This window comes from Sulfitobacter sp. OXR-159 (assembly GCF_034377145.1).
In the GTDB taxonomy this organism is placed as follows: domain Bacteria; phylum Pseudomonadota; class Alphaproteobacteria; order Rhodobacterales; family Rhodobacteraceae; genus Sulfitobacter.
The window spans coordinates 3,392,024-3,410,943 of the sequence record NZ_CP139707.1 but is presented as its reverse complement, the minus strand read 5'-3'; the positions used below and the strand labels follow the sequence as shown (position 1 = coordinate 3,410,943).

16 protein-coding genes are annotated in these 18,920 nt (G+C 64.3%); 8 read left to right on the top strand and 8 right to left on the bottom strand.

Translation table 11 applies throughout. The features are described from left to right. The first annotated feature begins 20 nt into the window (after positions 1-20). From yaaA to T8A63_RS17480, 3 genes are all read left to right on the top strand, one after another. Positions 21-800, top strand: a complete 780-nt coding sequence (yaaA, locus tag T8A63_RS17490) for a peroxide stress protein YaaA (RefSeq protein ID WP_322344561.1) — start codon at positions 21-23, stop codon at positions 798-800. A 90-nt stretch (positions 801-890) separates the two neighbouring features. Beyond that, complete coding sequence (locus T8A63_RS17485) at positions 891-1,541, top strand: DUF1007 family protein (protein WP_322344560.1); 651 nt, start codon at positions 891-893, stop codon at positions 1,539-1,541. Then, positions 1,526-2,407, top strand: coding sequence for a hypothetical protein (locus T8A63_RS17480; RefSeq protein ID WP_322344559.1), 882 nt, complete (start codon positions 1,526-1,528; stop codon positions 2,405-2,407). Before T8A63_RS17485 ends, T8A63_RS17480 begins: the two co-directional genes overlap by 16 nt. On the opposite strand, the gene T8A63_RS17475 is transcribed toward T8A63_RS17480, so the two are convergent. Genes T8A63_RS17475 through T8A63_RS17460 form a run of 4 tightly spaced genes read right to left on the bottom strand, consistent with a single transcriptional unit; the run spans position 2,404 to position 9,096 of the window. Then, positions 2,404-4,446, bottom strand: a complete 2,043-nt coding sequence (locus T8A63_RS17475; RefSeq protein WP_322344558.1) for a hypothetical protein — start codon at positions 4,444-4,446, stop codon at positions 2,404-2,406. The two genes, T8A63_RS17480 and T8A63_RS17475, sit on opposite strands and share 4 nt — an antisense overlap. Beyond that, entirely contained in the window at positions 4,443-7,208 is a 2,766-nt protein-coding gene (locus T8A63_RS17470; RefSeq protein ID WP_322344557.1) for a DUF4159 domain-containing protein, read from the bottom strand. Before T8A63_RS17470 ends, T8A63_RS17475 begins: the two co-directional genes overlap by 4 nt. After that, positions 7,205-8,092: a DUF58 domain-containing protein gene (locus T8A63_RS17465; protein WP_322344556.1), complete on the bottom strand. Its 888-nt coding sequence runs from the start codon at positions 8,090-8,092 to the stop codon at positions 7,205-7,207. Before T8A63_RS17465 ends, T8A63_RS17470 begins: the two co-directional genes overlap by 4 nt. After that, positions 8,089-9,096 (bottom strand): MoxR family ATPase, encoded by a 1,008-nt coding sequence (locus T8A63_RS17460; protein ID WP_322344555.1) that lies wholly within the window; start codon positions 9,094-9,096, stop codon positions 8,089-8,091. The genes T8A63_RS17465 and T8A63_RS17460 overlap by 4 nt, the downstream gene beginning before the upstream one ends. Before the next feature lie 70 nt (positions 9,097-9,166). On the opposite strand from T8A63_RS17460, the gene T8A63_RS17455 reads away from it, so the two are divergent. Beyond that, complete coding sequence (locus tag T8A63_RS17455) at positions 9,167-9,742, top strand: DUF1285 domain-containing protein (protein WP_322344554.1); 576 nt, start codon at positions 9,167-9,169, stop codon at positions 9,740-9,742. 18 nt (positions 9,743-9,760) lie between these two features. After that, on the top strand, positions 9,761-10,525 hold the full coding sequence (locus T8A63_RS17450; protein ID WP_322344553.1) for a hydroxypyruvate isomerase family protein: 765 nt from the start codon (positions 9,761-9,763) through the stop codon (positions 10,523-10,525). Here T8A63_RS17450 and T8A63_RS17445 read toward each other — a convergent pair. From T8A63_RS17445 to T8A63_RS17430, 4 genes are all read right to left on the bottom strand, one after another. Continuing rightward, positions 10,514-11,131 (bottom strand): glutathione S-transferase, encoded by a 618-nt coding sequence (locus tag T8A63_RS17445; protein ID WP_322344552.1) that lies wholly within the window; start codon positions 11,129-11,131, stop codon positions 10,514-10,516. The genes T8A63_RS17450 and T8A63_RS17445 overlap by 12 nt on opposite strands. Positions 11,132-11,343: 212 nt before the next feature. Beyond that, positions 11,344-11,550: a YdeI/OmpD-associated family protein gene (locus T8A63_RS17440; protein ID WP_322344551.1), complete on the bottom strand. Its 207-nt coding sequence runs from the start codon at positions 11,548-11,550 to the stop codon at positions 11,344-11,346. Then, on the bottom strand, positions 11,550-14,348 hold the full coding sequence (polA, locus tag T8A63_RS17435; RefSeq protein WP_322344550.1) for a DNA polymerase I: 2,799 nt from the start codon (positions 14,346-14,348) through the stop codon (positions 11,550-11,552). The genes T8A63_RS17440 and polA overlap by 1 nt, the downstream gene beginning before the upstream one ends. A 123-nt stretch (positions 14,349-14,471) precedes the next feature. Then, the gene (locus T8A63_RS17430) at positions 14,472-14,651 is read right to left on the bottom strand and encodes a zinc-finger domain-containing protein (protein WP_067622513.1); all 180 of its coding nucleotides are present in this window, start codon (positions 14,649-14,651) and stop codon (positions 14,472-14,474) included. A gap of 169 nt (positions 14,652-14,820) precedes the next feature. On the opposite strand from T8A63_RS17430, the gene gpmI reads away from it, so the two are divergent. The 3 genes from gpmI to T8A63_RS17415 are packed head-to-tail and all read left to right on the top strand — an operon-like array spanning position 14,821 to position 18,812. Then, complete coding sequence (gpmI, locus tag T8A63_RS17425; RefSeq protein ID WP_322344549.1) at positions 14,821-16,338, top strand: 2,3-bisphosphoglycerate-independent phosphoglycerate mutase; 1,518 nt, start codon at positions 14,821-14,823, stop codon at positions 16,336-16,338. Beyond that, entirely contained in the window at positions 16,335-17,471 is a 1,137-nt protein-coding gene (locus T8A63_RS17420) for a peptidoglycan DD-metalloendopeptidase family protein (protein WP_322344548.1), read from the top strand. Before gpmI ends, T8A63_RS17420 begins: the two co-directional genes overlap by 4 nt. Before the next feature lie 3 nt (positions 17,472-17,474). Then, positions 17,475-18,812 carry a S41 family peptidase gene (locus T8A63_RS17415; protein WP_322344547.1) on the top strand — a complete coding sequence of 446 codons (1,338 nt, stop codon included), beginning with the start codon at positions 17,475-17,477 and terminating at the stop codon, positions 18,810-18,812. Positions 18,813-18,920: the final 108 nt, after the last annotated feature.

Here is an 18,920-nt window from a genome sequence, read left to right as displayed (position 1 = left end):
CACGCCCCAAGGAGACTGCCATGCTCGTCGTTATTTCCCCCGCCAAACGCCTTGATTGGGCCGAACGCGATGTCGCGGTTACCCAGCCTGATTTTCAGGAAGATGCTGTGCGGCTGGCGACCACGGCGCGTAATCTCACTTTAGGCAACCTTAAAGACCTGATGAGCCTCAGCGACGATCTGGCTCGCCTGAACCGCGATCGGTTTCAGGCGTTCGAAGCCAAGCCCGCAGCAGACACCACCCGCCCCGCCGCGCTGGCATTTGCCGGCGACACCTATCAGGGGCTGGAGGCCGCGAGCCTTGATGCGGATGAGATGACCTATGCCCAAGAGCACCTGCGCATCTTGTCGGGGCTTTACGGCGTGCTGCGCCCGCTCGACGCGATCCAAGCCTACCGGTTGGAGATGGGCAGCAAGCTGAAAACCCGCCGCGGTGGCAACCTCTATGACTACTGGCGCGACAGCCTGTCAAAGGCCCTGAACGCGCAGGCCGAGGCCACCGGCAGCGATGTTCTGGTGAACTGCGCCAGCCAAGAATACTTTGGCGCGGTCGACCTCAAAGCGCTGAAACTGCGCGTGATCACCCCGCAGTTCATGGAAGACAAAGGCGACGGCAAGGGACCAAAGATCGTTAGCTTCTTTGCCAAGAAGGCGCGCGGGGCTATGGCGCGGTATATCGTTCAGCACCGGGTGAATGATCCCGAAGGGTTGCAGGATTTCGACAGCGGCGGCTATGCCTATCAGCCCGATGCCTCGACGCCTGAGCGTCCGGTCTTTGTCCGGCCCTATCCGTCGACCTGATCTGGGGGCGGGGAGCAATGCGCGCGATCCCGCCATATGCCACCCGCCGGGCAATTGCCGCGCATGGCGAAGGGGGGTAGACCTAGCGCCATGAAATACCCGCTCGTCACCGCTGCTCTTCTTGCCTGTGCAACGCCGCTTGGCGCGCATCCGCATATCTTCGTCGATACCGGGTTCGAAGTGATCGTCGATGCCGAGGGGCGGTTGACCCATCTGCGGATCACATGGGCCTATGACGAATTCTACTCTCTCTTGGTGACCGAGGATCGCGGGCTTGATCCCGATTACGATGGCGTGTTGACCGAGGCAGAGGTGGCCTCACTCAACGGGTTCGACATGCGTTGGATCGAAGGGTTCAACGGCGATACGGTCTTGCTGGACGGGAGCGAGGAGGTCGCGCTTTCTGGGCCGCAAGAGGTGGCGACGACCTTTTCCGAAGGCCGGATCATCACCAGCCATCTGCGGGCGGTCGAGGGCGATGCGCCTGACGCGAATGGGCTGGTCATCAAACCCTACGACCCGACCTATTACACTGCCTATGAGGTGACTCAGAAGGTGACCGTGCAAGGCGATGACGCCTGTCGCGCGCGGGTCAAGATGCCAGAGATGAACGCCGATCTGCGCGAACTTCAGCAGGATCTGAGCGCCTTGGACGCGAATACCGATCCGAACGATGTCGGCCTGCCTGAAATTGGCGAAGCCTTGGCCAATGAGGTGGTGATCACATGCGACGCATCATAGCGCTGGCCGCATTGGCGACCCTGCTGGCGCTGGCGGCGCTGTGGTGGACGGGGGGCTTTAACGCGCTGGCCCATTGGGCGGCAGGGCAGCAACGCGGGTTTCAAAACAGCATCGCCAGCGGGCTGCGCGCCACGCGGGGGGGCGATACCGCGGCGTTCTGGACGGTGCTGCTGGCGTCTTTTGCCTACGGCGTGGTGCATGCGGCGGGGCCGGGGCATGGCAAGATCGTGATTGGCGGCTATGGGCTGGCGCGCTCTGTGCCCATGCTGCGGCTGTCGCTGATCGCTCTGGCCGCCTCGCTGGGTCAAGCGGTGACAGCGGTGGTCTTGGTCTATGCGGGGATCCTGCTTTTGGGCCTTGGCCGTGAGGCTCTGGTGGGCGTGACCGAAGACATCATGGCCCCGGCAAGCTACGGCGCAATTGCCCTTATCGGGCTTTGGCTGATCTGGCGCGGGCTGCGTCATGCGCGCCAAAAGAAGGTGGCGCACAGCGAAGAAGTTTGCGGCCATTGCGGTCATGCCCATGGGCCAAGCTTGGCACAGGTCCAGCAGGCGGGCAGCCTGCGCGATGCGCTGCTTTTGATTGCTGGGATCGCCATCCGTCCCTGCACCGGGGCGCTGTTCGTGCTGGTGATCACTTGGCATATGGGCATCGGCGGTGTCGGTGTTTTGGGCGCTTTTGCCATGGCCCTTGGCACCGGGTTGATCAACATCGCCACCGGGCTTGCCGCCACGGGGTTGCGGGCGGGAGTGCTTGGAGGGCTCGCCGGATCGCCGCGCTTGGCACAGGCCGCGGCGGTGGCCGAGCTGACGGCAGGGCTTATCGTCGTCACGCTTGCGGGCGGGCTGCTGCTTCGCGCGCTTTAACGGCGGCCTTCGCGCAGCCAAGCGGCGGTGATGAACAGGGCCGAAAGCAACAGCACCAGCCAGCCCGGCAGCAGCGGTGTTTGCCGCACATCGCGGGTCTCATAAGCACCACGTGGGGTCAGTCCCAGCCAACCGCGTCCGGCAGCCGGACGGCCAAGGCGCACGTCGCGCAGGCGCGGCAGCCCGTCTTCCACCCGTGCCACGCCACCGCGCAGGGTGTCGATGGCTGGGCGCAGTGCTGCGTCACTGGCAATCGTCTCAATAAACTCGCGCGGGGCAGCAGGGCCTAGGCCGATGACAGTCACCTCCTCCCCGTTTTCCAATCGGTAGAGGCCCATCTCTTCGCCCGTGAATTCAGCCTCAAAACGGCCCGGACCAGCGGGGGCGAGGGGCATTTCGGTGGTGCTGCCATCAGGGGCGGTGATGGTGACGGGGGGCACGGTTTCATCCAAGGTGCGCCGGGTGATGCGCATGGTGCGGCCTTGGGCGGTGGCGGTCAGCGCCTCCTCCTCAAGCTCGGGTTCTTTCATCATCCAATGCGCCAAACGGCGCAGCAGTTCCAACTGCGGGCCGCCGCCCTCATAGCCCCGGTTCCACAGCCACGCATGATCTGAGGCCAGCAGCGCCACGCGGCCCTCGTCGACGCGGTCAAGCACCAGCAGTGGGCGGTCGTCTGCACCGCTCATGACCACATCGCCACGCTCAGCCGTCACGTCGATCTGGCGCAGCCAACGGCCCCAGTCGCCTTTGCCCGGCAGTTCGGCTGTCACGGGATGGCGCTGACCGATGTCGGTCACGACGGGGGGGAAGGCTTCCTCCAAAACCCGCGCGGTGGGGGTGGCAGGCAGCACCGTGCCAAGCGGCGACCGGTAGAGGCTGTCGGCACTGGCGAAATCCGGCCCCGCCGCGACCAGCACCGCGCCGCCCTTGCGCACATATTGCGCCACATTATCGAGGTAGAGCGCAGGTAGGATGCCACGCCGCTGGTAGCGGTCAAAGATGATCAGGTCAAAGTCGTCAATCTTGTCCATGAACAATTCGCGCGTCGGAAAGGCGATCAGCGACAACTCGTTCACCGGCACGCCGTCCTGCTTGTCGGGCGGGCGCAGAATCGTGAAATGCACCAGATCGACCGCGCTGTCGGACTTCAGCAGGTTGCGCCACGTGCGCCCCCCGGGATGCGGCTCGCCCGAGACGAGCAGCACGCTCAGCCGGTCGCGCACCCCGTTCATCTGGATCAGCGCGGCATTGTTGCGGTCGGTCAATTCCCCCGGCGCTTCGGGCAGGGAGAAACGGATCACATTGCGCCCCCCGTGGGGCAGGGCGACGGGCAGTTCGAGGTCTTGGCCAATGGGAACGTCAAAGCTTTGCGGGTCTTCACCATCGACAGAGATATCAAGCCGGGTCAGCCCCCCGTCCTCGGGCGCGGCGCCCAGATCGTCGATGCGCAGGGTCAGGGTCACCGGCTCCCCGATGATGGCAAAAGCAGGGGCATTGCGCACGGTCAGGCGGCGGTCCCAATCTGCGGCCCGACCGGTTTGCAGCAGGTGCAGCGGCGCGGGCAGGTCAAGCGGCAGGTCCGCGTCATGCACCCGGCCATCGCTAACCGCCAGAATGCCCGCAATCCGCGCGCGCGGCTCTTCGGCCAGCGCGTCGGCCAGCGTGGTCATCAACCGTGTGCCCGCGTCCTCGGCCCCGTCGGGCACGGTGATGCGGCGCAGTTCCGTATTCGGGCGCGCGGTGATCCGGTCGGCCATCGCCTCGGCGGCGGTATCGGACTGGTCGGCGCGGTCCGCCAGCCGCTGGCTGGCGCTTTCGTCTTCCAACAGCAGCACGATGTCACTCAGCGGGGCACGGTCCTCGGTTTGATAGGATGGGCCAGCCAATGCGCCGAGCACCACCACGGCGGCCAGCCCCCGCAGTGCCCAGCCCGACAGGCCACGCCACACCGCCAGCAGAACGCCAATCGCGGCAAGCACCGCCAGCCCAATCAACAGCGGCAGCGGGATCAGCGGGTCGAAAAGCACGGTTCCGGTCATTGGCCCAACCTATCCAGCAGCGCAGGCACATGGACCTGATCAGATTTGTAGTTGCCCGTCAGCACATGCATCACAAGGTTCACACCAAAGCGGTAGGCCAATTCGCGCTGCCGTTCTCCGGCATAGCCGCGCCCGATGGGCAGCAAGGGCGCGCCATCGCGGCGCACGGCCCAAGCGGCGGCCCAATCGTTGCCGCCGATCACCACCGGGGTGACACCGTCATTGAGGTTGCGGAAAGGCATCCCCTCGATCCGTTCGGCGTCGGGCGGCGCGGCCTCAACCCAGACATCGCGGCTGGTGTAGCGGCCCGGGTAGTCCTGCAGCAGATAGAAGGTGCGGGTCAGCACATGGTCGCTGGGCAGCGGCTCAAGTGGTGGGATGTCGAGCGGGGCGGCCAATTCCTGCAGCTTGCGCCCGTTCGGGCTGGCGGCGCCATAGCTTGCGATATCCGCGTCGCGTGTATCAAACAGGATCAACCCGCCCGAGCGGAGATAGTCGTTCAGCTTGCCATAAGCCTCGGTTGAAGGCTGTGGTTGATCGGGGGTGACGGGCCAATAGAGGATCGGGAAAAAGGCGAGTTCGTCCTGCTCCAAATCGACACCTGTGGGCAGGGCAGGCTCTACCGTGGTGCGAAAATAAAGCGTGTCCGACAGGCCGGTCAGCCCGGCGCGGGCGACCTCGTCAACGTCGCTATTGCCGGTCAGCACATGGGCCAGCGTGACCTCGGAGGCGGAGCGCACGGCAAAGCTTTCGGGGTCAGTCTCTTGCGCGTCCCCCATTTGTGGCAAGCCCAGCCCCAAGATCAGCGCCAGAGTACCAGCCGAGCGGCGCAGCAGCAGCCCCGAAAGGGCGAGAGAGGCCAGCACATCGGCAACCAGCAACAGGATCGCGAGGCTCAGAAGTGCTCCGGCCAGCGGCTGTTCCGGCGGCAGCGCAAGACCACGCAGCGGCACATCCGAGGGCCATGTGGCGGGGGTGAGCGTGGTCTCAGCAGTCAGCACATTGCGCGCCAGCCGTCGGTCTTCTGAGCCGTAGATGCCGGGGGGTAGCGCAGGGCCAGCGGGGGCCGAAATCAAGTCAGGCCCCGCGACCCCGGGCAGGTTGCCCGCGTCCGACAGGGTGCCGAAACCGTCCATCACCCGCAGTGGGGTCCATGTGGTGCCCTCAAGGCTGCCGGCCTCGGGCGTGCTGGCCCCCGACGATACGGCCAGCCGCTCCATCATTTGCACAAAAAGACCCGACAGCGGCAGGGTCGACCATTCCGCCGTGGCGGTAACGTGGAAAAGCACGATCTGCCCCTGACCCACAGCCTTGCGCGTGACCAGCGGCGTGCCGTCACTCAGCGACGCAATCACCCGGTCGGCCAGTGTCGGGTCCGGTTGCGCCACGACCTGAGCGGAAACGGTCACGTCCTCCGGCACCGGCAGGCCAAAGAAGGGCGATCCGTTGCGGAAAGGGGCCAGCGCCTTCGGCTCGCCCCAAGACATTGCCCCGCCCACGCTGCGCCCCCCGGCGCGCAGGCGCACGGGCATCAGCGGGTCTTCGTCGATGCGGCTGACATCACTGGCGGCAATGCGTGGCCCGGCGAAGCGGATCAGCACGCCGCCCGCGTCGATCCACTCTTGCAGCGGCTCTGCCTCGGCGGGGCTAAGCGTGGCGACATCGGCCAGCACGATCACATCGGGGTTGGCGGGCAGCACGTCGGACAGGGTGCCGTCGATCAGGTCAGCACTCGGGGCCAACGCCTGTTCGATATAGTGCAGCGGCGAGAGCAGTTGCAGCCCCTCCTGCGCCCCGCGCCCGCCGATCAGCGCGACCTCACGGCGGCGCAACCCGTCATCGACCAAGGTACGCGCCCCGGCAGAGCGTTGTCCTGCGATGTCGAAGGAGGTCAGTCGCGCGCGCAGTTCGGCGGGCAGCGACAGGGAGGTGGTGGCCTCTGTCGCCCCCGCCTCGAAACTGGCATTGGCGGTGGCCAGCACGCGGGCATTGCCTGCGGGGTCGCGACCATGGGCCTGCACCACGGCCTCGCGCTCCGGGCCGGGAATGGCGCGGCGCAGGGTCAGGTCGATTGCGCCATCTTGGTAGACAGCGGGGGCGATGCCGATGACGTTGCTTGCGGACTGATGCACCTCAACCGCGCCTTTGGATTGCAGCGCGGCGCGCAGATCATCGCGGCCCGGATAGTCCAAGTCATCGCTGAACCACATCGTGTCAAAAGCGGGCAGGTCTGCCATGATTTCGGTTGCGCGGGTGATGTTTGCCGGGGCGGGTTGCCACGGCGCGGGCGTGAGCCCGGCAAGGCGGCTGCGCCATGCGTCGGCGGATTGGAAGGTCGGTACCTGCGGGTCGGTCAGAGTCAGGATGCCCACGGTCCGCTCGGCCCGGCCGGTGCGGGTTAGCTGCGCGTCTACAGCAGCTAACTGACGATCCCAGCCGCTGGCCCCGGCCCAAGAGCCATCGAGCACCATCAACAAGGGGCCGCTGCCCTGTTCCGCCTCGGCCTGCGGGTTCAAGACCGGCCCGGCGAGGCCAACAATGATCGCAGCCACGGCCAGCATCCGCAGTAGCAGCAGCCACCACGGCGTGCGGTCCGTCGTGCTTTCGTCATCCGCCAGACCCAAGAGCAGCGCCACACCGGGAAAACGGCGGCGGATCGGAGCCGGGGGCACGGCACGCAGGATCAGCCACAGGATCGGCAGCGCCAGCAGGGCCAGCAGCAGCCAAGGCGCGGTGAAACCAATGCCGCCGAAAACGCTCATGCAGCACTTCCTTGCCGCGCGTCCAACGCGCCATAGAGCCACAGCAGCGCCGATTGCGCCGAGGCATTCGTGTGGTGCAGCCCATAGCGCCAGCCGGTGCGGGCGCAGAGTTGTTGCAATTCATCTTTGCGCGCCGCGAGCCGATCGAGATAGCGGCCGCGCAGGTCATTCGCCTTCAGTGTCTCATGGCGCAGCGTGCCGCCGACGCTTTCGAAGATGGTACGGCCCGCAAAAGGGAAGGCTTCCTCAGCCGGGTCGAGCAGGTGGTACAGTACGCCGCGCACGCCGCGGTCAGCGGCTTTGGTCAGCGCTGTCTGGACCGGTTCAAGATCGCCCATGAAATCCGAAATAAAGATCGCCCGAGCATGGGGGATCATGCCGCGGTGTTCGGGCGGGGCATATTCGCGGGTGTCTTTTTGGCAGAGCAATTCGGCCAGTCGCAGCACCTGCGGATTGCCGCGCCGGGGCGGCAGGGCGGTGCCGGTCAGGCCCACACGCTCGCCGCCGCGCAGCAGCAGGATCGACAGCGCGAGGCCCAACAGCCGCGCGCGATCAGCTTTATCGGGCAGCCCTTTGTCAGAGGCAAAGCGCATCGACGCGCCCTGATCGACCCAAAGCATGACCGACTGGGCAATCTGCCATTCCCGCTCTCGCACGAACTCTTGATCGCCGCGTGCCGAGCGGCGGTGGTCGACCATCCGTCGGCTGTCGCCCATTTGCGCCGGGCGGTATTGCCAGAAATCATCCCCCGTTCCCGCGCGGCGGCGGCCATGGGCACCGGGCAACACGGCACCGGCCAGATGCTCGGCCCGCGCTAGCAGCGCTGGCAACCGGGCCGCCTCGCCCTCGGCGTCGGCCCTGAGGGTTAGGGGGGAATGGGTCACGCGGCGGCCTTTTTCCCGATCAATTGACCGGCGGTGGCGTCGATCAGCCCTTGCAGGCTTTCGCCGCGTGCGCGGGCGGCAAAGTTCAGCGCCATCCGGTGGCTCAGCACCGGGCGGGCCATGGCCAGCACGTCTTCGGCAGAGGGGGCAAGCCGCCCCTCCAGCAGCGCACGGGCGCGGACCGTCAGCATCAGCGCCTGCGCGGCACGGGGGCCGGGGCCCCAAGCAACACTCTCGCGCACGGGCTGGGTGGCTTCGGGTTCATCGGGGCGGAAGGCGCGGACAAGGTCAAGGATCAGCTCCACCACGCTGTCGCCCACGGGCATCCGGCGCAGCAGGTTTTGCGCGGCCAGCAGGTCTTCGGTAGAGAAAACAGGCTGCACCGCGCCATCTTCGACGCCGGTGGTGGCGATCAGGATGTCCCGCTCGGTCGCGCGGTCGGGGTAGGCCACGTCGATCTGCACGAGGAAACGGTCAAGCTGTGCTTCGGGCAGCGGGTAGGTGCCTTCTTGCTCGATCGGGTTTTGCGTGGCGAGCACGTGGAAGGGCTGGCCCAATGCGCGGTCTTGGCCAGCCACCGTGACGGTTTTTTCCTGCATCGCCTGCAAAAGCGCCGACTGCGTGCGCGGGCTGGCGCGGTTGATCTCATCCGCCATCAGAAGCTGGCAAAAGATCGGCCCTTCGATAAAGCGAAAGGCCCGGCTGCCGTCGGGCGCGGTATCAAGCACTTCGGAGCCCAGAATATCGGCGGGCATCAGATCGGGGGTGAATTGCACGCGGTTGCCGTGCAGGCCCATGACGGTGCTCAAGGTCTCGACCAGACGTGTCTTGCCCAAGCCCGGCAGGCCGATCAGCAGCCCGTGGCCACCGCAGAGCAGAGCAGTCAGCGCGAGGTCCACAACCTGTTCTTGCCCGACGAACCGCCCGGTGATCGACTGCTTGGCCTCGCCCAGTTTTTCGGTCAGCGCTTCGATTTGCGCGATCAGATCATCCGCTTCGGCCATGACATTTCTTTCCCCGGAGTTATATCTTTCAGGTGTAAGTGTATCGCGACCAAAGGGAATGGCAAAACCAATGAGCGGACAAAATACCGTGACACCCACCGCAGACAGCCTGATCGAAGCTGCCAAGGCCGCAAAAACGCGCGGAACCCCGCCGCTTGAGAAGTGGAACCCGGAATTCTGCGGCGATCTGGACATGCAAATCAAACGCGACGGGACGTGGCTTTACCAAGGCACGCCGATCGGGCGGATTGAATTGGTCAAATTGTTCGCTTCGATTCTCTGGCGCGAGGGGGATGACTATTTCCTCAAATCGCCGGTCGAGAAGGTGGGCATCACGGTCGAAGATGCGCCCTTTGTCGCCGTGGATTTCGAGGCCGAAGGCGCGGGCGAGGCGCAGCAGTTGCGGTTTCTCACCAACCTAGGCGATGTGGCCGAGGCGGGGCCGGAGCATCCGATCCGCGTCGTGCGCGATGAGGAAACGGGTGAGCCGTCGCCCTATGTGCTGGTACGTCGAAACCTTGAGGCGCTGATTGACCGCAAGAGTTTTTACCGTTTGGTCGATCTTGGCCAACACCGCGATGGCTGGTTTGGTGTCTGGTCGGGTGGGGAATTCTTTGGCATCATCCCGTCGGAAGACCTGCCGTAAATTCACCGAAAGACCCGAATGCCGATCACCCCCGCCGCCAACCTATCGCTGCTTTGGTCCGAACTGCCCTATCTGGACCGGTTCGACGCGGCGGCAGAGGCGGGGTTCGGCGCGGTCGAGGTGTTGTTTCCCTATGACATGCCCGCGAAAGAGACGCAGCGCGCCCTGCTGCGCAACGGGTTAAACCTAGCCCTGATCAATGCCCCACCGCCGAATTATACCGGCGGCCAGCCCGGTTTCGCGGCCATTCCGGGCGGGGAGGCACGCTTTGCCCATGATATGCGCCGGGTCTGGCGCTATGTCGACGCGCTGCGGCCCAAGATGGTTCATGTCATGGCCGGGGAGGCCGAAGGGCCAGCGGCGGCAGAGGCATTCGTGGCGAACCTCCGTCATGCCGCCGCCGAGGCGCCGCCGGAGGTCACTTTGATGATCGAGCCGCTCTGCCCTGAGGCCAGACCGGGGTATTTCTTGAACGATTACGCTCAGGCGGCGGATCTTCTCGCGGCAGTGAATGCGCCGAATGTGGGGCTGCAGTTCGACAGTTTTCACGCGCAGATGATCCATGGCGATGCCGTGGCGGTATTCGAGGAATATCGCCCCCTAATCCGCCATGTGCAGCTTGGTGACGCGCCGGGGCGTGGGGCGCCGTGCAGCGGTGATGTCGATTTCGACGGGCTCTTTGCCGCACTGCGGGTGGGCTATGACGGTTTTGTCAGTGGGGAGTATATGCCGGATGTGGCGACGGAGCAGACGCTCGGATGGGTGGCCGCCTTAGGGGAATGACACCGGCGCATCGTCGGGCTGCCACTGGGGGTATTTGCTCATCACGCTTTCGAACCGGGGCGCGGTGAGGAACCGGTCGAGCCAGCCGCGCAGGGCGCGCCAGTCCTGCGCGTCGAACCAAGCGCGGTCGATAAAGGCGAATTGCCGCACGAAGGGCAGGATCGCGTAATCGGCCAGCGTCGGGCGGTCGAAGATCCAGTCACCCAGTTGCGCGTCGAGGTCTTGGAGAAAGGCGGCAGCCTTGGCGCGTTGTTCTTGGGGGTTCACATCGGGATAGCGGGTGGCGTATTTGGTGCGGTCGAGCGCGTCTTTGAACGGGCCATCGGCGCGGGTGATCCAATCGTGCCCCTCGGGCGGCATGTCGAGCCAGCCTTCGGGATCGTTCTGGGCCAGCGCCCATTTCATGATGTCGAGGCTTTCGTCGATGGGGCCGGTTTCGGTGACGAGGCAAGGGACGGTGGCGGTGGGGGATGCCGAGAGGAATGCTTGCGGTTTGTCCCGCAGGACGACTTCGCGCAGGTGGACGGGCGTTTGCGCGGCGGCGATGGCAAGCCGCGCGCGCATGGCGTAGGGGCAACGGCGGAAGGAGTAGAGGATTGAGGTCATGGGGAGTATTTAGGTGACATGGGCAAGATGTACAAAGGGCCATGGCCTGACCGCGGGTCGGCGACCGGGCAGAGGTTTCTGCCACTTTATGGCTCATCCGTGATGTGTGCTCGAAAGGGTATGCCCAGCCTCACCAAATCGCCTACCCGGGGGGCGGGCAGGCGATGGCCCGGCGCCTGCGGCTTGATTCCGGGCCGGTGCTTCATTTCACCCTACTGAAACGGTGTCGGCGGCAGTCCCTTACCGGCAAAGCGCGCCACATCATCCACCCGCTTCGACCGTGCCGTCGTGGTCCGCGCCGCGTCGATCCATGCCAGCGCATCGGTGCGCAACTCATCGCTGTATCCGTCCCAGCCGGCCCGTGCGCCGGTCTCTTCCAGCGCTTGAGCGAGGTCTTCGGGGAGGTCTATATGCTCCATCAATGCGCCTCCGCCCAGTTGGCACCGACGCCGGCATCGACGATCAGCTTTACATCAAGCTTCACCACCGGATCATTGGCGTTCTCCATCACCTCGCGCGCGGCGGCGATCAGCGCGTCTTCGGCCCCTTTTTCCACTTCGAACAGCAGTTCATCGTGCACCTGCAACAGCATCGTCGCGGGCAGATCGGCGATGGCCTCGGGCATCCGCACCATGGCGCGGCGGATCACATCAGCAGCGGTGCCTTGAATCGGCGCGTTGATCGCGGCGCGGGCGGCAAAACCTGCCTGCGGCCCCTTGGCGCCGATGTTGGGCGTGTTGATCTTGCGGCCGAACAGCGTCTGCACAAACCCGTGCTCTTTGGCGAAGGCCTTGGTGTCGTCCATATAGGTGCGGATGCCGGGGAAGCGTTCGAAATAGCGGTCGATAAAGCCCTGCGCCTCGGCCCGTGGAATGCGCAGGTTGCGCGCGAGGCCAAAGCCGGAGATGCCGTAGATCACACCGAAGTTGATCGCCTTGGCGTTGCGGCGAATTTCCGGGGTCATCTGGTCCATCGGCACATCAAACATTTCGGACGCGGTCATGGCGTGGATGTCATCGCCGCGCTCGAAGGCCTCCTTCAGTGCGTCGATCTGGGCGATATGCGCGAGGATGCGCAGCTCAATCTGGCTGTAATCGAGCGCCACCAACACCTTGCCCTCGGGCGCGACGAAAGCCTCGCGAATGCGGCGGCCTTCCTCGGAGCGGATCGGGATGTTTTGCAGGTTCGGATCGGTCGAGGCGAGCCGCCCCGTCGCCGCCCCGGCGATGGAATAGCAGGTGTGCACGCGGCCCGTCTCGGCGTTTACATGGTCTTGCAGCGCGTCGGTATAGGTCGACTTCAGCTTGGACAGCTGCCGCCAGTCCAGCACCCGACGGGCGAGGTCATGTTCGGTGGCCAGATCCTCCAGCACATCCGCACCGGTGGAGTATTTGCCGGTCTTGCCCTTTTTGCCGCCCTCAAGGCCCATCTTGCCAAACAGGATTTCACCCAGCTGCGCGGGGGAGCCGACGTTGAACGTCTCTCCGGCCAGCTCGTGAATATCAGCCTCTAGCCCCGCCATTTTTTGGGCGAAAGCATTGGACATCCGGCTGAGCGTGTCGCGGTCGACGAGTATCCCCGAACGCTCCATCTGGGCCAACACGGGCACCAGCGGGCGCTCAAGCGTTTCGTAGACTTTGGTCACTTCGGCGCGGTGCAGCTGCGGCTTGAAGAGTTTCCACAGGCGCAGGGTGACATCGGCGTCTTCGGCGGCATAGGGCACCGCGTCTTCCATTGGCACCTTGTCAAAGGTCACGGCAGATTTGCCGCTGCCGAGTAGCGGTTTGATCGGCAGGGGCGTGTGGCCGAGGTAACGTTCCGAGAGCGTGTCCATCCCATGCCCGTGCAGGCCTGCGTGCATCGCGTAGGACATCAGCATCGTGTCGTCGATGGGTGCTACGGTGATGCCGAGTTGGGCAAAGATTTTGCCGTCGTATTTCATATTCTGCCCGATTTTCAGGATCGCAGGATCCTCCAGCATCGGGGTCAGCAGTTGCAGCGCTTCCTCAATCGGCATCTGGCCGGGTGCGAGGTCATCGGAGCCGAACAGATCATCGCTGCGGCTGGCCTTGTGGGTCAGTGGGATATAGCAGGCCTGCCCGGCTTCAACCGCCAGCGACACACCGACCAGTTCGGCGGTCATCTCGTTCAGGCCGGTGGTTTCGGTGTCGACCGCGACATAGCCGACCTCATAAATCCGGTCGAGCCAAACGCGCAGCGCTTCGGCGTCGCTGACCTGCTCATACTTGCTGTGGTCGAAGGGCACATCCGCGACCTGCGGTGCGTCGGCCATGGCAGGCGCTGGCGCGTCGGGGATGGCGGGGGCTTCGCGGCCCAGCACCTCGGCCACGCGCTTCGACAGGGTGCGGAACTCCATCTCAGACAGGAAGCCGAGCAGGGTGTCGGCATCGGGGTTGCGCACCTCGAGATCGTCGATGGTGAAGTCGATCGGCGTATTCTCATCCAGCAACACAAGGCTGCGGCTCAGGCGAATTTGCTCGGCATGGTCGATCAGGGTCTGGCGGCGTTTGGGCTGTTTGATCTCTTCGGCGCGCTCCAAAAGCGCATCGAGATCGCCAAACTCATTGATCAGCAGGGCCGCCGTCTTGATGCCGATGCCGGGCGCGCCGGGTACGTTATCGACCGAATCGCCCGCCAGGGCCTGCACGTCCACGACGCGGTCAGGGTAGACGCCGAACTTTTCAAACACCCCATCGCGGTCGATGGTCTTGTTCTTCATTGCGTCCAGCATCTCGACCCCGTCGCCGACAAGCTGCATCAGATCCTTGTCGGAACTGATGATGGTGCAGCGCCCGCCAGCGGCACGGGCTTGGACGGCCAGTGTGGCGATGATGTCATCCGCCTCATAGCCCTCGAGCTCTTTGCAAGCGACGTTGAACGCCTCGGTCGCGGTGCGGGTCAGCGGGATCTGCGGGCGCAGGTCTTCGGGCATGGCCTCGCGGTTGGCCTTGTACTGGTCGTACATGTCATTGCGGAAGGTGTGGCTGCCCTTGTCGAAGATTACGGCGACATGGGTCGGCGCGTTGGGGCCGGTGTTGCCCTCCACATAGCGGTGCAGCATGTTGCAAAACCCAGCCACGGCGCCGATGGGCATGCCGTCGGATTTGCGCGTCAGCGGCGGCAGGGCGTGATAGGCGCGAAAGATGAAGGCCGAGCCGTCGATCAGATGCAGGTGGTGGCCTTTGCCGAATGTCATAGGAATGCTCCGCTGGGTTGGCGACCCTTTTGCCACGAAGCATGGCCCACGGCCAGACGCCAATGCGCCGCGCGGGCAGGTTCGTGCCGTCGGTTCAGAAGTTCAGATGGGGGCCGGAAAGGCTCAGACTTTGCCTTCGAAATCCGTATGGACGAATTTGCAATCGCAGTAGCCGCATTCGACCCAACCGCGGTCTTGTGGGATTTGCAGCCAGACGCGCGGGTGGCCAAGCGCGCCTTCGCTGCCGTCGCAGGCCACGCGCCAAGTGTTCACGATGCGGGTTTCGGGCGCTTGCAGGGTCATGGAGTTGGTCCTCGGCTCAGGCGAAAGTTGCCACTCGTTATGACCAAAGCAGGCGCGCGGGGCAAGGGCTCTGCGCGGGAATGGGAGGCTTGTGCACAAAGTGGTTCAAGTGCCAGCCCACAAGGGGTAAAAGACGCTAACCAGTGACCTAGCCGGAGCAGACAGTCTGATGAGCGTCCCGAAACCTGTGGTATTGTGCATTCTTGACGGCTGGGGGCTGAGCGAGACCCGAGAAGGCAACGCGCCCCTACTGGCGAACACGCCGAATTTTGATCGCATCATGCAGGCAGGTCCAAGCGCGCAATTGATCACCCACGGTCCCGACGTGGGTCTGCCGCGCGGGCAGATGGGCAATTCCGAGGTCGGCCATACCAATATCGGTGCGGGCCGTGTGGTGGCGATGGATCTGGGGCAAATTGATCTGGCGATAGAAGACGGAAGTTTTGCCAAGAATGATCGGCTGCGCGCGTTTATCACTAAGCTGCAAGAGACCGGCGGTACGGCGCATTTGATGGGCGTTGTCTCGGACGGTGGTGTGCATGGGCATCTCAATCACATGGTTGCCGCCGCCCGTGCGCTTGATGCGGCAGGGGTGCCGGTGGTGATCCATGCGGTGACAGACGGGCGTGATGTCGCGCCCTCTTCGGCGCTTGGGTACTTCGCGGCGCTGGAAAAGGCGCTGCCCAAAGGCGTGCGTATTGTCACCGTCACAGGCCGCTATTTCGCGCTGGACCGCGACACCCGTTGGGACCGCGTGGCCAAGGCTTCTGCCGCTATTCTGCGCGGGGAGGGTGGCTCAGCGCCAGACGCCCTCACGGCCGTGCAATCAGCCTATGACCGCGGCGAAACCGATGAATTTGTCGCCGCAACGGTAATCGACGGCTACAAAGGCGCTGCGACTGGCGACGGGCTTTTCTGCCTCAACTTCCGTGCTGACCGTGCGCGGGAAATCATGGCGGCCCTCGGAGCACCTGCATTCGATGCCTATGACACTGGCCCGCGCCCCGACTGGGCCGTGCTGATGGGCATGGCGGAGTATTCCAAAGACCACGCGGCGTATATGAGCACGATGTACCCCAAACCCGATATCGTGAACACATTGGGCGATTGGGTGGCGCAGCAGGGGCTGCGGCAGTTCCGCTTGGCCGAGACCGAGAAATATCCGCATGTGACCTTTTTCCTTAATGGCGGTGTCGAAATCCCAGCGACGGGCGAAGACCGCAACATGCCCAAGTCGCCCGATGTTGCGACCTATGATATGCAGCCCGAGATGTCCTGCGGCGAGGTGACGGATCAGTTCGTGCAGGCGATCGAGGCGGGCTATGACTTGATCGTGGTGAATTACGCCAACCCCGACATGGTCGGACATACCGGCGATGTGGCGGCGGCGATTGCGGCGTGTGAGGCGGTAGATGCGGGGCTGGGCCGGGTGCTAAGCGCGCTTGAAGCCGCAGGCGGCGCAATGATCGTCACGGCGGATCACGGCAATTGCGAAGTGATGATCGACCCTGAGACCGGCGGCGCGCATACGGCGCATACGCTCAACCCCGTGCCAGCGGTGGCGGTGGGCGCACCCCAAGGGGCCGCCTTGCGTGACGGGCGGCTGGCCGATCTGGCACCAACGATATTGCAACTGATGGGCCTGCCGCAGCCTAAAGAAATGACCGGGAAAAGCCTGCTAACATGAAGCATTTCGCCGCGGCTTTTTTATTCGTCTGCTTGCCCTTGATGGCACAGGCCCAAGCCGAAGAGGCCGCCGCAGAAGCGCGTGCTGCGTCGGCAGCGCTTGAGACGGCGTCGTCCAAACTTGATCAAGCCGATGGCGCGCGCGACCGGGTGCAGGCGTTGACCGAGACCATTCAAGCGTTCGAGGCCGGTTTGGCGGCGATGCGCGCCGGGCTGCGGCAGGCGGCCATCAACGAGGCGCAGCTAAGCCGCAAACTTCAGGCGCGTGAGGGGGAGGTGGCGCAGTTTCTTGGTGTCTTGCAAAGCATTGGGGGCGATCCATCGCCCGTGGTGCTGCTGCATCCCGATGGCCCGATGGGCACTGCGCGTGCCGGGATGTTGCTGGCGGAATTGACGCCCGCGCTCAACGCCCGCGCCGATGCGCTGCGCCAAGACTACGAAGACATCAAAACCCTGCGTGCCTTGCAGACCGATGCGGCACAGCGGTTGCAAGAGGGGCTGACCGAAGTGCAGCGCGCCCGCACCGCGCTCAATCAGGCGATGGCCAACCGTACCGATCTGCCGACGCGCTTTACCGAAGACCCGGTGCGCACCGCGATCCTGATTGCCTCGACCGAGACATTGGATGGCTTTGCCAGTGGCCTGTCCGAAATCACCACCGGCGCGGAAGAACCCGCCCCGGTGAACCTTGACGGTCAGGTGGGCGAGCTGCCCTTGCCCGCCCAAGGCTTGGTGCTGCGCAAGGCGGGAGAGACGGACTCGGCTGGGGTCACACGGCCCGGCATGATCCTTGCCACCCGCCCCCGCGCCATCGTTACCAGCCCCGCGGCGTCGACGATCCGGTACGTCGGTCCGTTGCTGGATTTGGGCAATGTCGTGATCCTTGAGCCGCAGGTTGACACGCTGTTTGTGTTGGCGGGGCTGGATATCGTTTACGGCCAAGCCGGGCAGGTGATTGCCGGTGGCACGCCCATCGGGTTGATGGGCGGGCCGGAAAGCGGCACAAGTTCCCAGATGTCACCAATTGGTGAAGGCACTGGCACTGACCGGACAGAAACGCTCTATATAGAAGTCAGGCAAGACAACACACCTCAGGATCCGGCAGACTGGTTCCGCACCGACAAGGATGGATAGCAGATGAAGAAATTCGTGATGGCAGCCGTTGCAGGCACGGTCGCGGGGGTGGTGGCAACCACTCAGATCGCCGGACCGCTGTTGGCGCAAGAGGCTGAGAAGACGACAAACGTCTATGAACAGCTCGACCTCTTTGGCGATATTTTCGAACGCATCCGTGCGCAATATGTCGAAGATGTCGAACCCGGTGACCTGATCGAAGCCGCCATCAACGGTATGCTGACCTCGCTTGACCCGCATTCGTCGTACCTGTCGCCCAAGGACGCCGAAAAGATGCGCGAGCAGACGCGCGGCGAATTCGGGGGTTTGGGCATCGAGGTTACCCAAGAAGAGGGTTTCGTCAAAGTCGTCTCGCCCATTGATGGCACCCCTGCTGCTGAGGCCGGGATTGAGGCGGGGGATTTCATCACCCATGTCGATGGCGAAAGCCTGTTGGGTCTTGGCCTCGACGACGCGGTCGAGATGATGCGCGGGCCGGTGGGGTCAGAGATCCTCATCACCGTGGTGCGCGAAGGGGAGCCAGAGCCCTTCGACGTTTCCATCGTACGCGACACAATCCAGCTGACCGCCGTGCGCGCCCGGACCGTGGGCAACACCGCCGTGCTGCGTCTGACAACGTTCAACGAGCAGACCTATCCCAAGATGAAAGAAGGTCTGGAGCAGCAGATCGAAGACGCGGGTGGCATGGAGAATATCAACGGCATCGTCATTGATATGCGCAACAACCCCGGCGGTTTGCTCAATCAGGCGATTGCCGTGTCGGATGCCTTCCTCGAAGAAGGGGAAATCGTCAGCACCCGTGGCCGCGACATCGAAGATGGTGACCGGGTGAATGCCACGCCGGGTGATCTGGCGATGGGCAAACCGATTGTGGTGTTGATCAACGGCGGCTCTGCCTCGGCCTCGGAAATCGTCGCGGGGGCCTTGCAGGACCACCGCCGCGCCATCGTCATCGGCACCAAGAGTTTCGGCAAAGGGTCGGTTCAGACCGTCATGCCACTGCGCGGCGACGGGGCCATGCGCCTGACCACGGCGCGCTACTACACGCCTTCGGGCCGGTCGATCCAAGCGCTTGGCGTGTCGCCTGACATCGTTGTGGCCCAGCCCCCAGCCGCACCGGAGACCGAGGAGGATGAGGCATTATCGGCACGCCCCCTCCGCTCCGAAGCCGATCTGCGCGGGCGGTTGAACAATGACAGCCTGACCGACGATCAGATCAAACAGATCGAAGATGATCGCGAAAAGGCCCGCAAGGCGGCTGAGCTGCGTGAAGAGGATTACCAACTGGCCTATGCCATCGACATCCTCAAGGGTCTGTCTGCTTTGGGCCCGAACGAGTAAAATATCGTAAACAAGATGCAAAAAGCCCCGCTGGCGACAGCGGGGCTTTTTGTTTGGGGCCGGCCTGTTAGCGGTGGGGCGGGGCGCGACCTAGAGCGCGCGGCGCCG

Excerpts from the sequence above, each read along its gene's own strand:
- yaaA (WP_322344561.1), top strand. The coding sequence starts at position 21 with ATGCTCGTCGTTATTTCCCCCGCCAAACGCCTTGATTGGGCCGAACGC.
- T8A63_RS17485 (WP_322344560.1), top strand. The coding sequence starts at position 891 with ATGAAATACCCGCTCGTCACCGCTGCTCTTCTTGCCTGTGCAACGCCG.
- T8A63_RS17480 (WP_322344559.1), top strand. The coding sequence starts at position 1,526 with ATGCGACGCATCATAGCGCTGGCCGCATTGGCGACCCTGCTGGCGCTG.
- T8A63_RS17475 (WP_322344558.1), bottom strand. The coding sequence starts at position 4,446 with ATGACCGGAACCGTGCTTTTCGACCCGCTGATCCCGCTGCCGCTGTTG.
- T8A63_RS17470 (WP_322344557.1), bottom strand. The coding sequence starts at position 7,208 with ATGAGCGTTTTCGGCGGCATTGGTTTCACCGCGCCTTGGCTGCTGCTG.
- T8A63_RS17460 (WP_322344555.1), bottom strand. The coding sequence starts at position 9,096 with ATGGCCGAAGCGGATGATCTGATCGCGCAAATCGAAGCGCTGACCGAA.
- T8A63_RS17455 (WP_322344554.1), top strand. The coding sequence starts at position 9,167 with ATGAGCGGACAAAATACCGTGACACCCACCGCAGACAGCCTGATCGAA.
- T8A63_RS17450 (WP_322344553.1), top strand. The coding sequence starts at position 9,761 with ATGCCGATCACCCCCGCCGCCAACCTATCGCTGCTTTGGTCCGAACTG.
- T8A63_RS17445 (WP_322344552.1), bottom strand. The coding sequence starts at position 11,131 with ATGACCTCAATCCTCTACTCCTTCCGCCGTTGCCCCTACGCCATGCGC.
- T8A63_RS17440 (WP_322344551.1), bottom strand. The coding sequence starts at position 11,550 with ATGGAGCATATAGACCTCCCCGAAGACCTCGCTCAAGCGCTGGAAGAG.
- polA (WP_322344550.1), bottom strand. The coding sequence starts at position 14,348 with ATGACATTCGGCAAAGGCCACCACCTGCATCTGATCGACGGCTCGGCC.
- T8A63_RS17430 (WP_067622513.1), bottom strand. The coding sequence starts at position 14,651 with ATGACCCTGCAAGCGCCCGAAACCCGCATCGTGAACACTTGGCGCGTG.
- gpmI (WP_322344549.1), top strand. The coding sequence starts at position 14,821 with ATGAGCGTCCCGAAACCTGTGGTATTGTGCATTCTTGACGGCTGGGGG.
- T8A63_RS17420 (WP_322344548.1), top strand. The coding sequence starts at position 16,335 with ATGAAGCATTTCGCCGCGGCTTTTTTATTCGTCTGCTTGCCCTTGATG.
- T8A63_RS17415 (WP_322344547.1), top strand. The coding sequence starts at position 17,475 with ATGAAGAAATTCGTGATGGCAGCCGTTGCAGGCACGGTCGCGGGGGTG.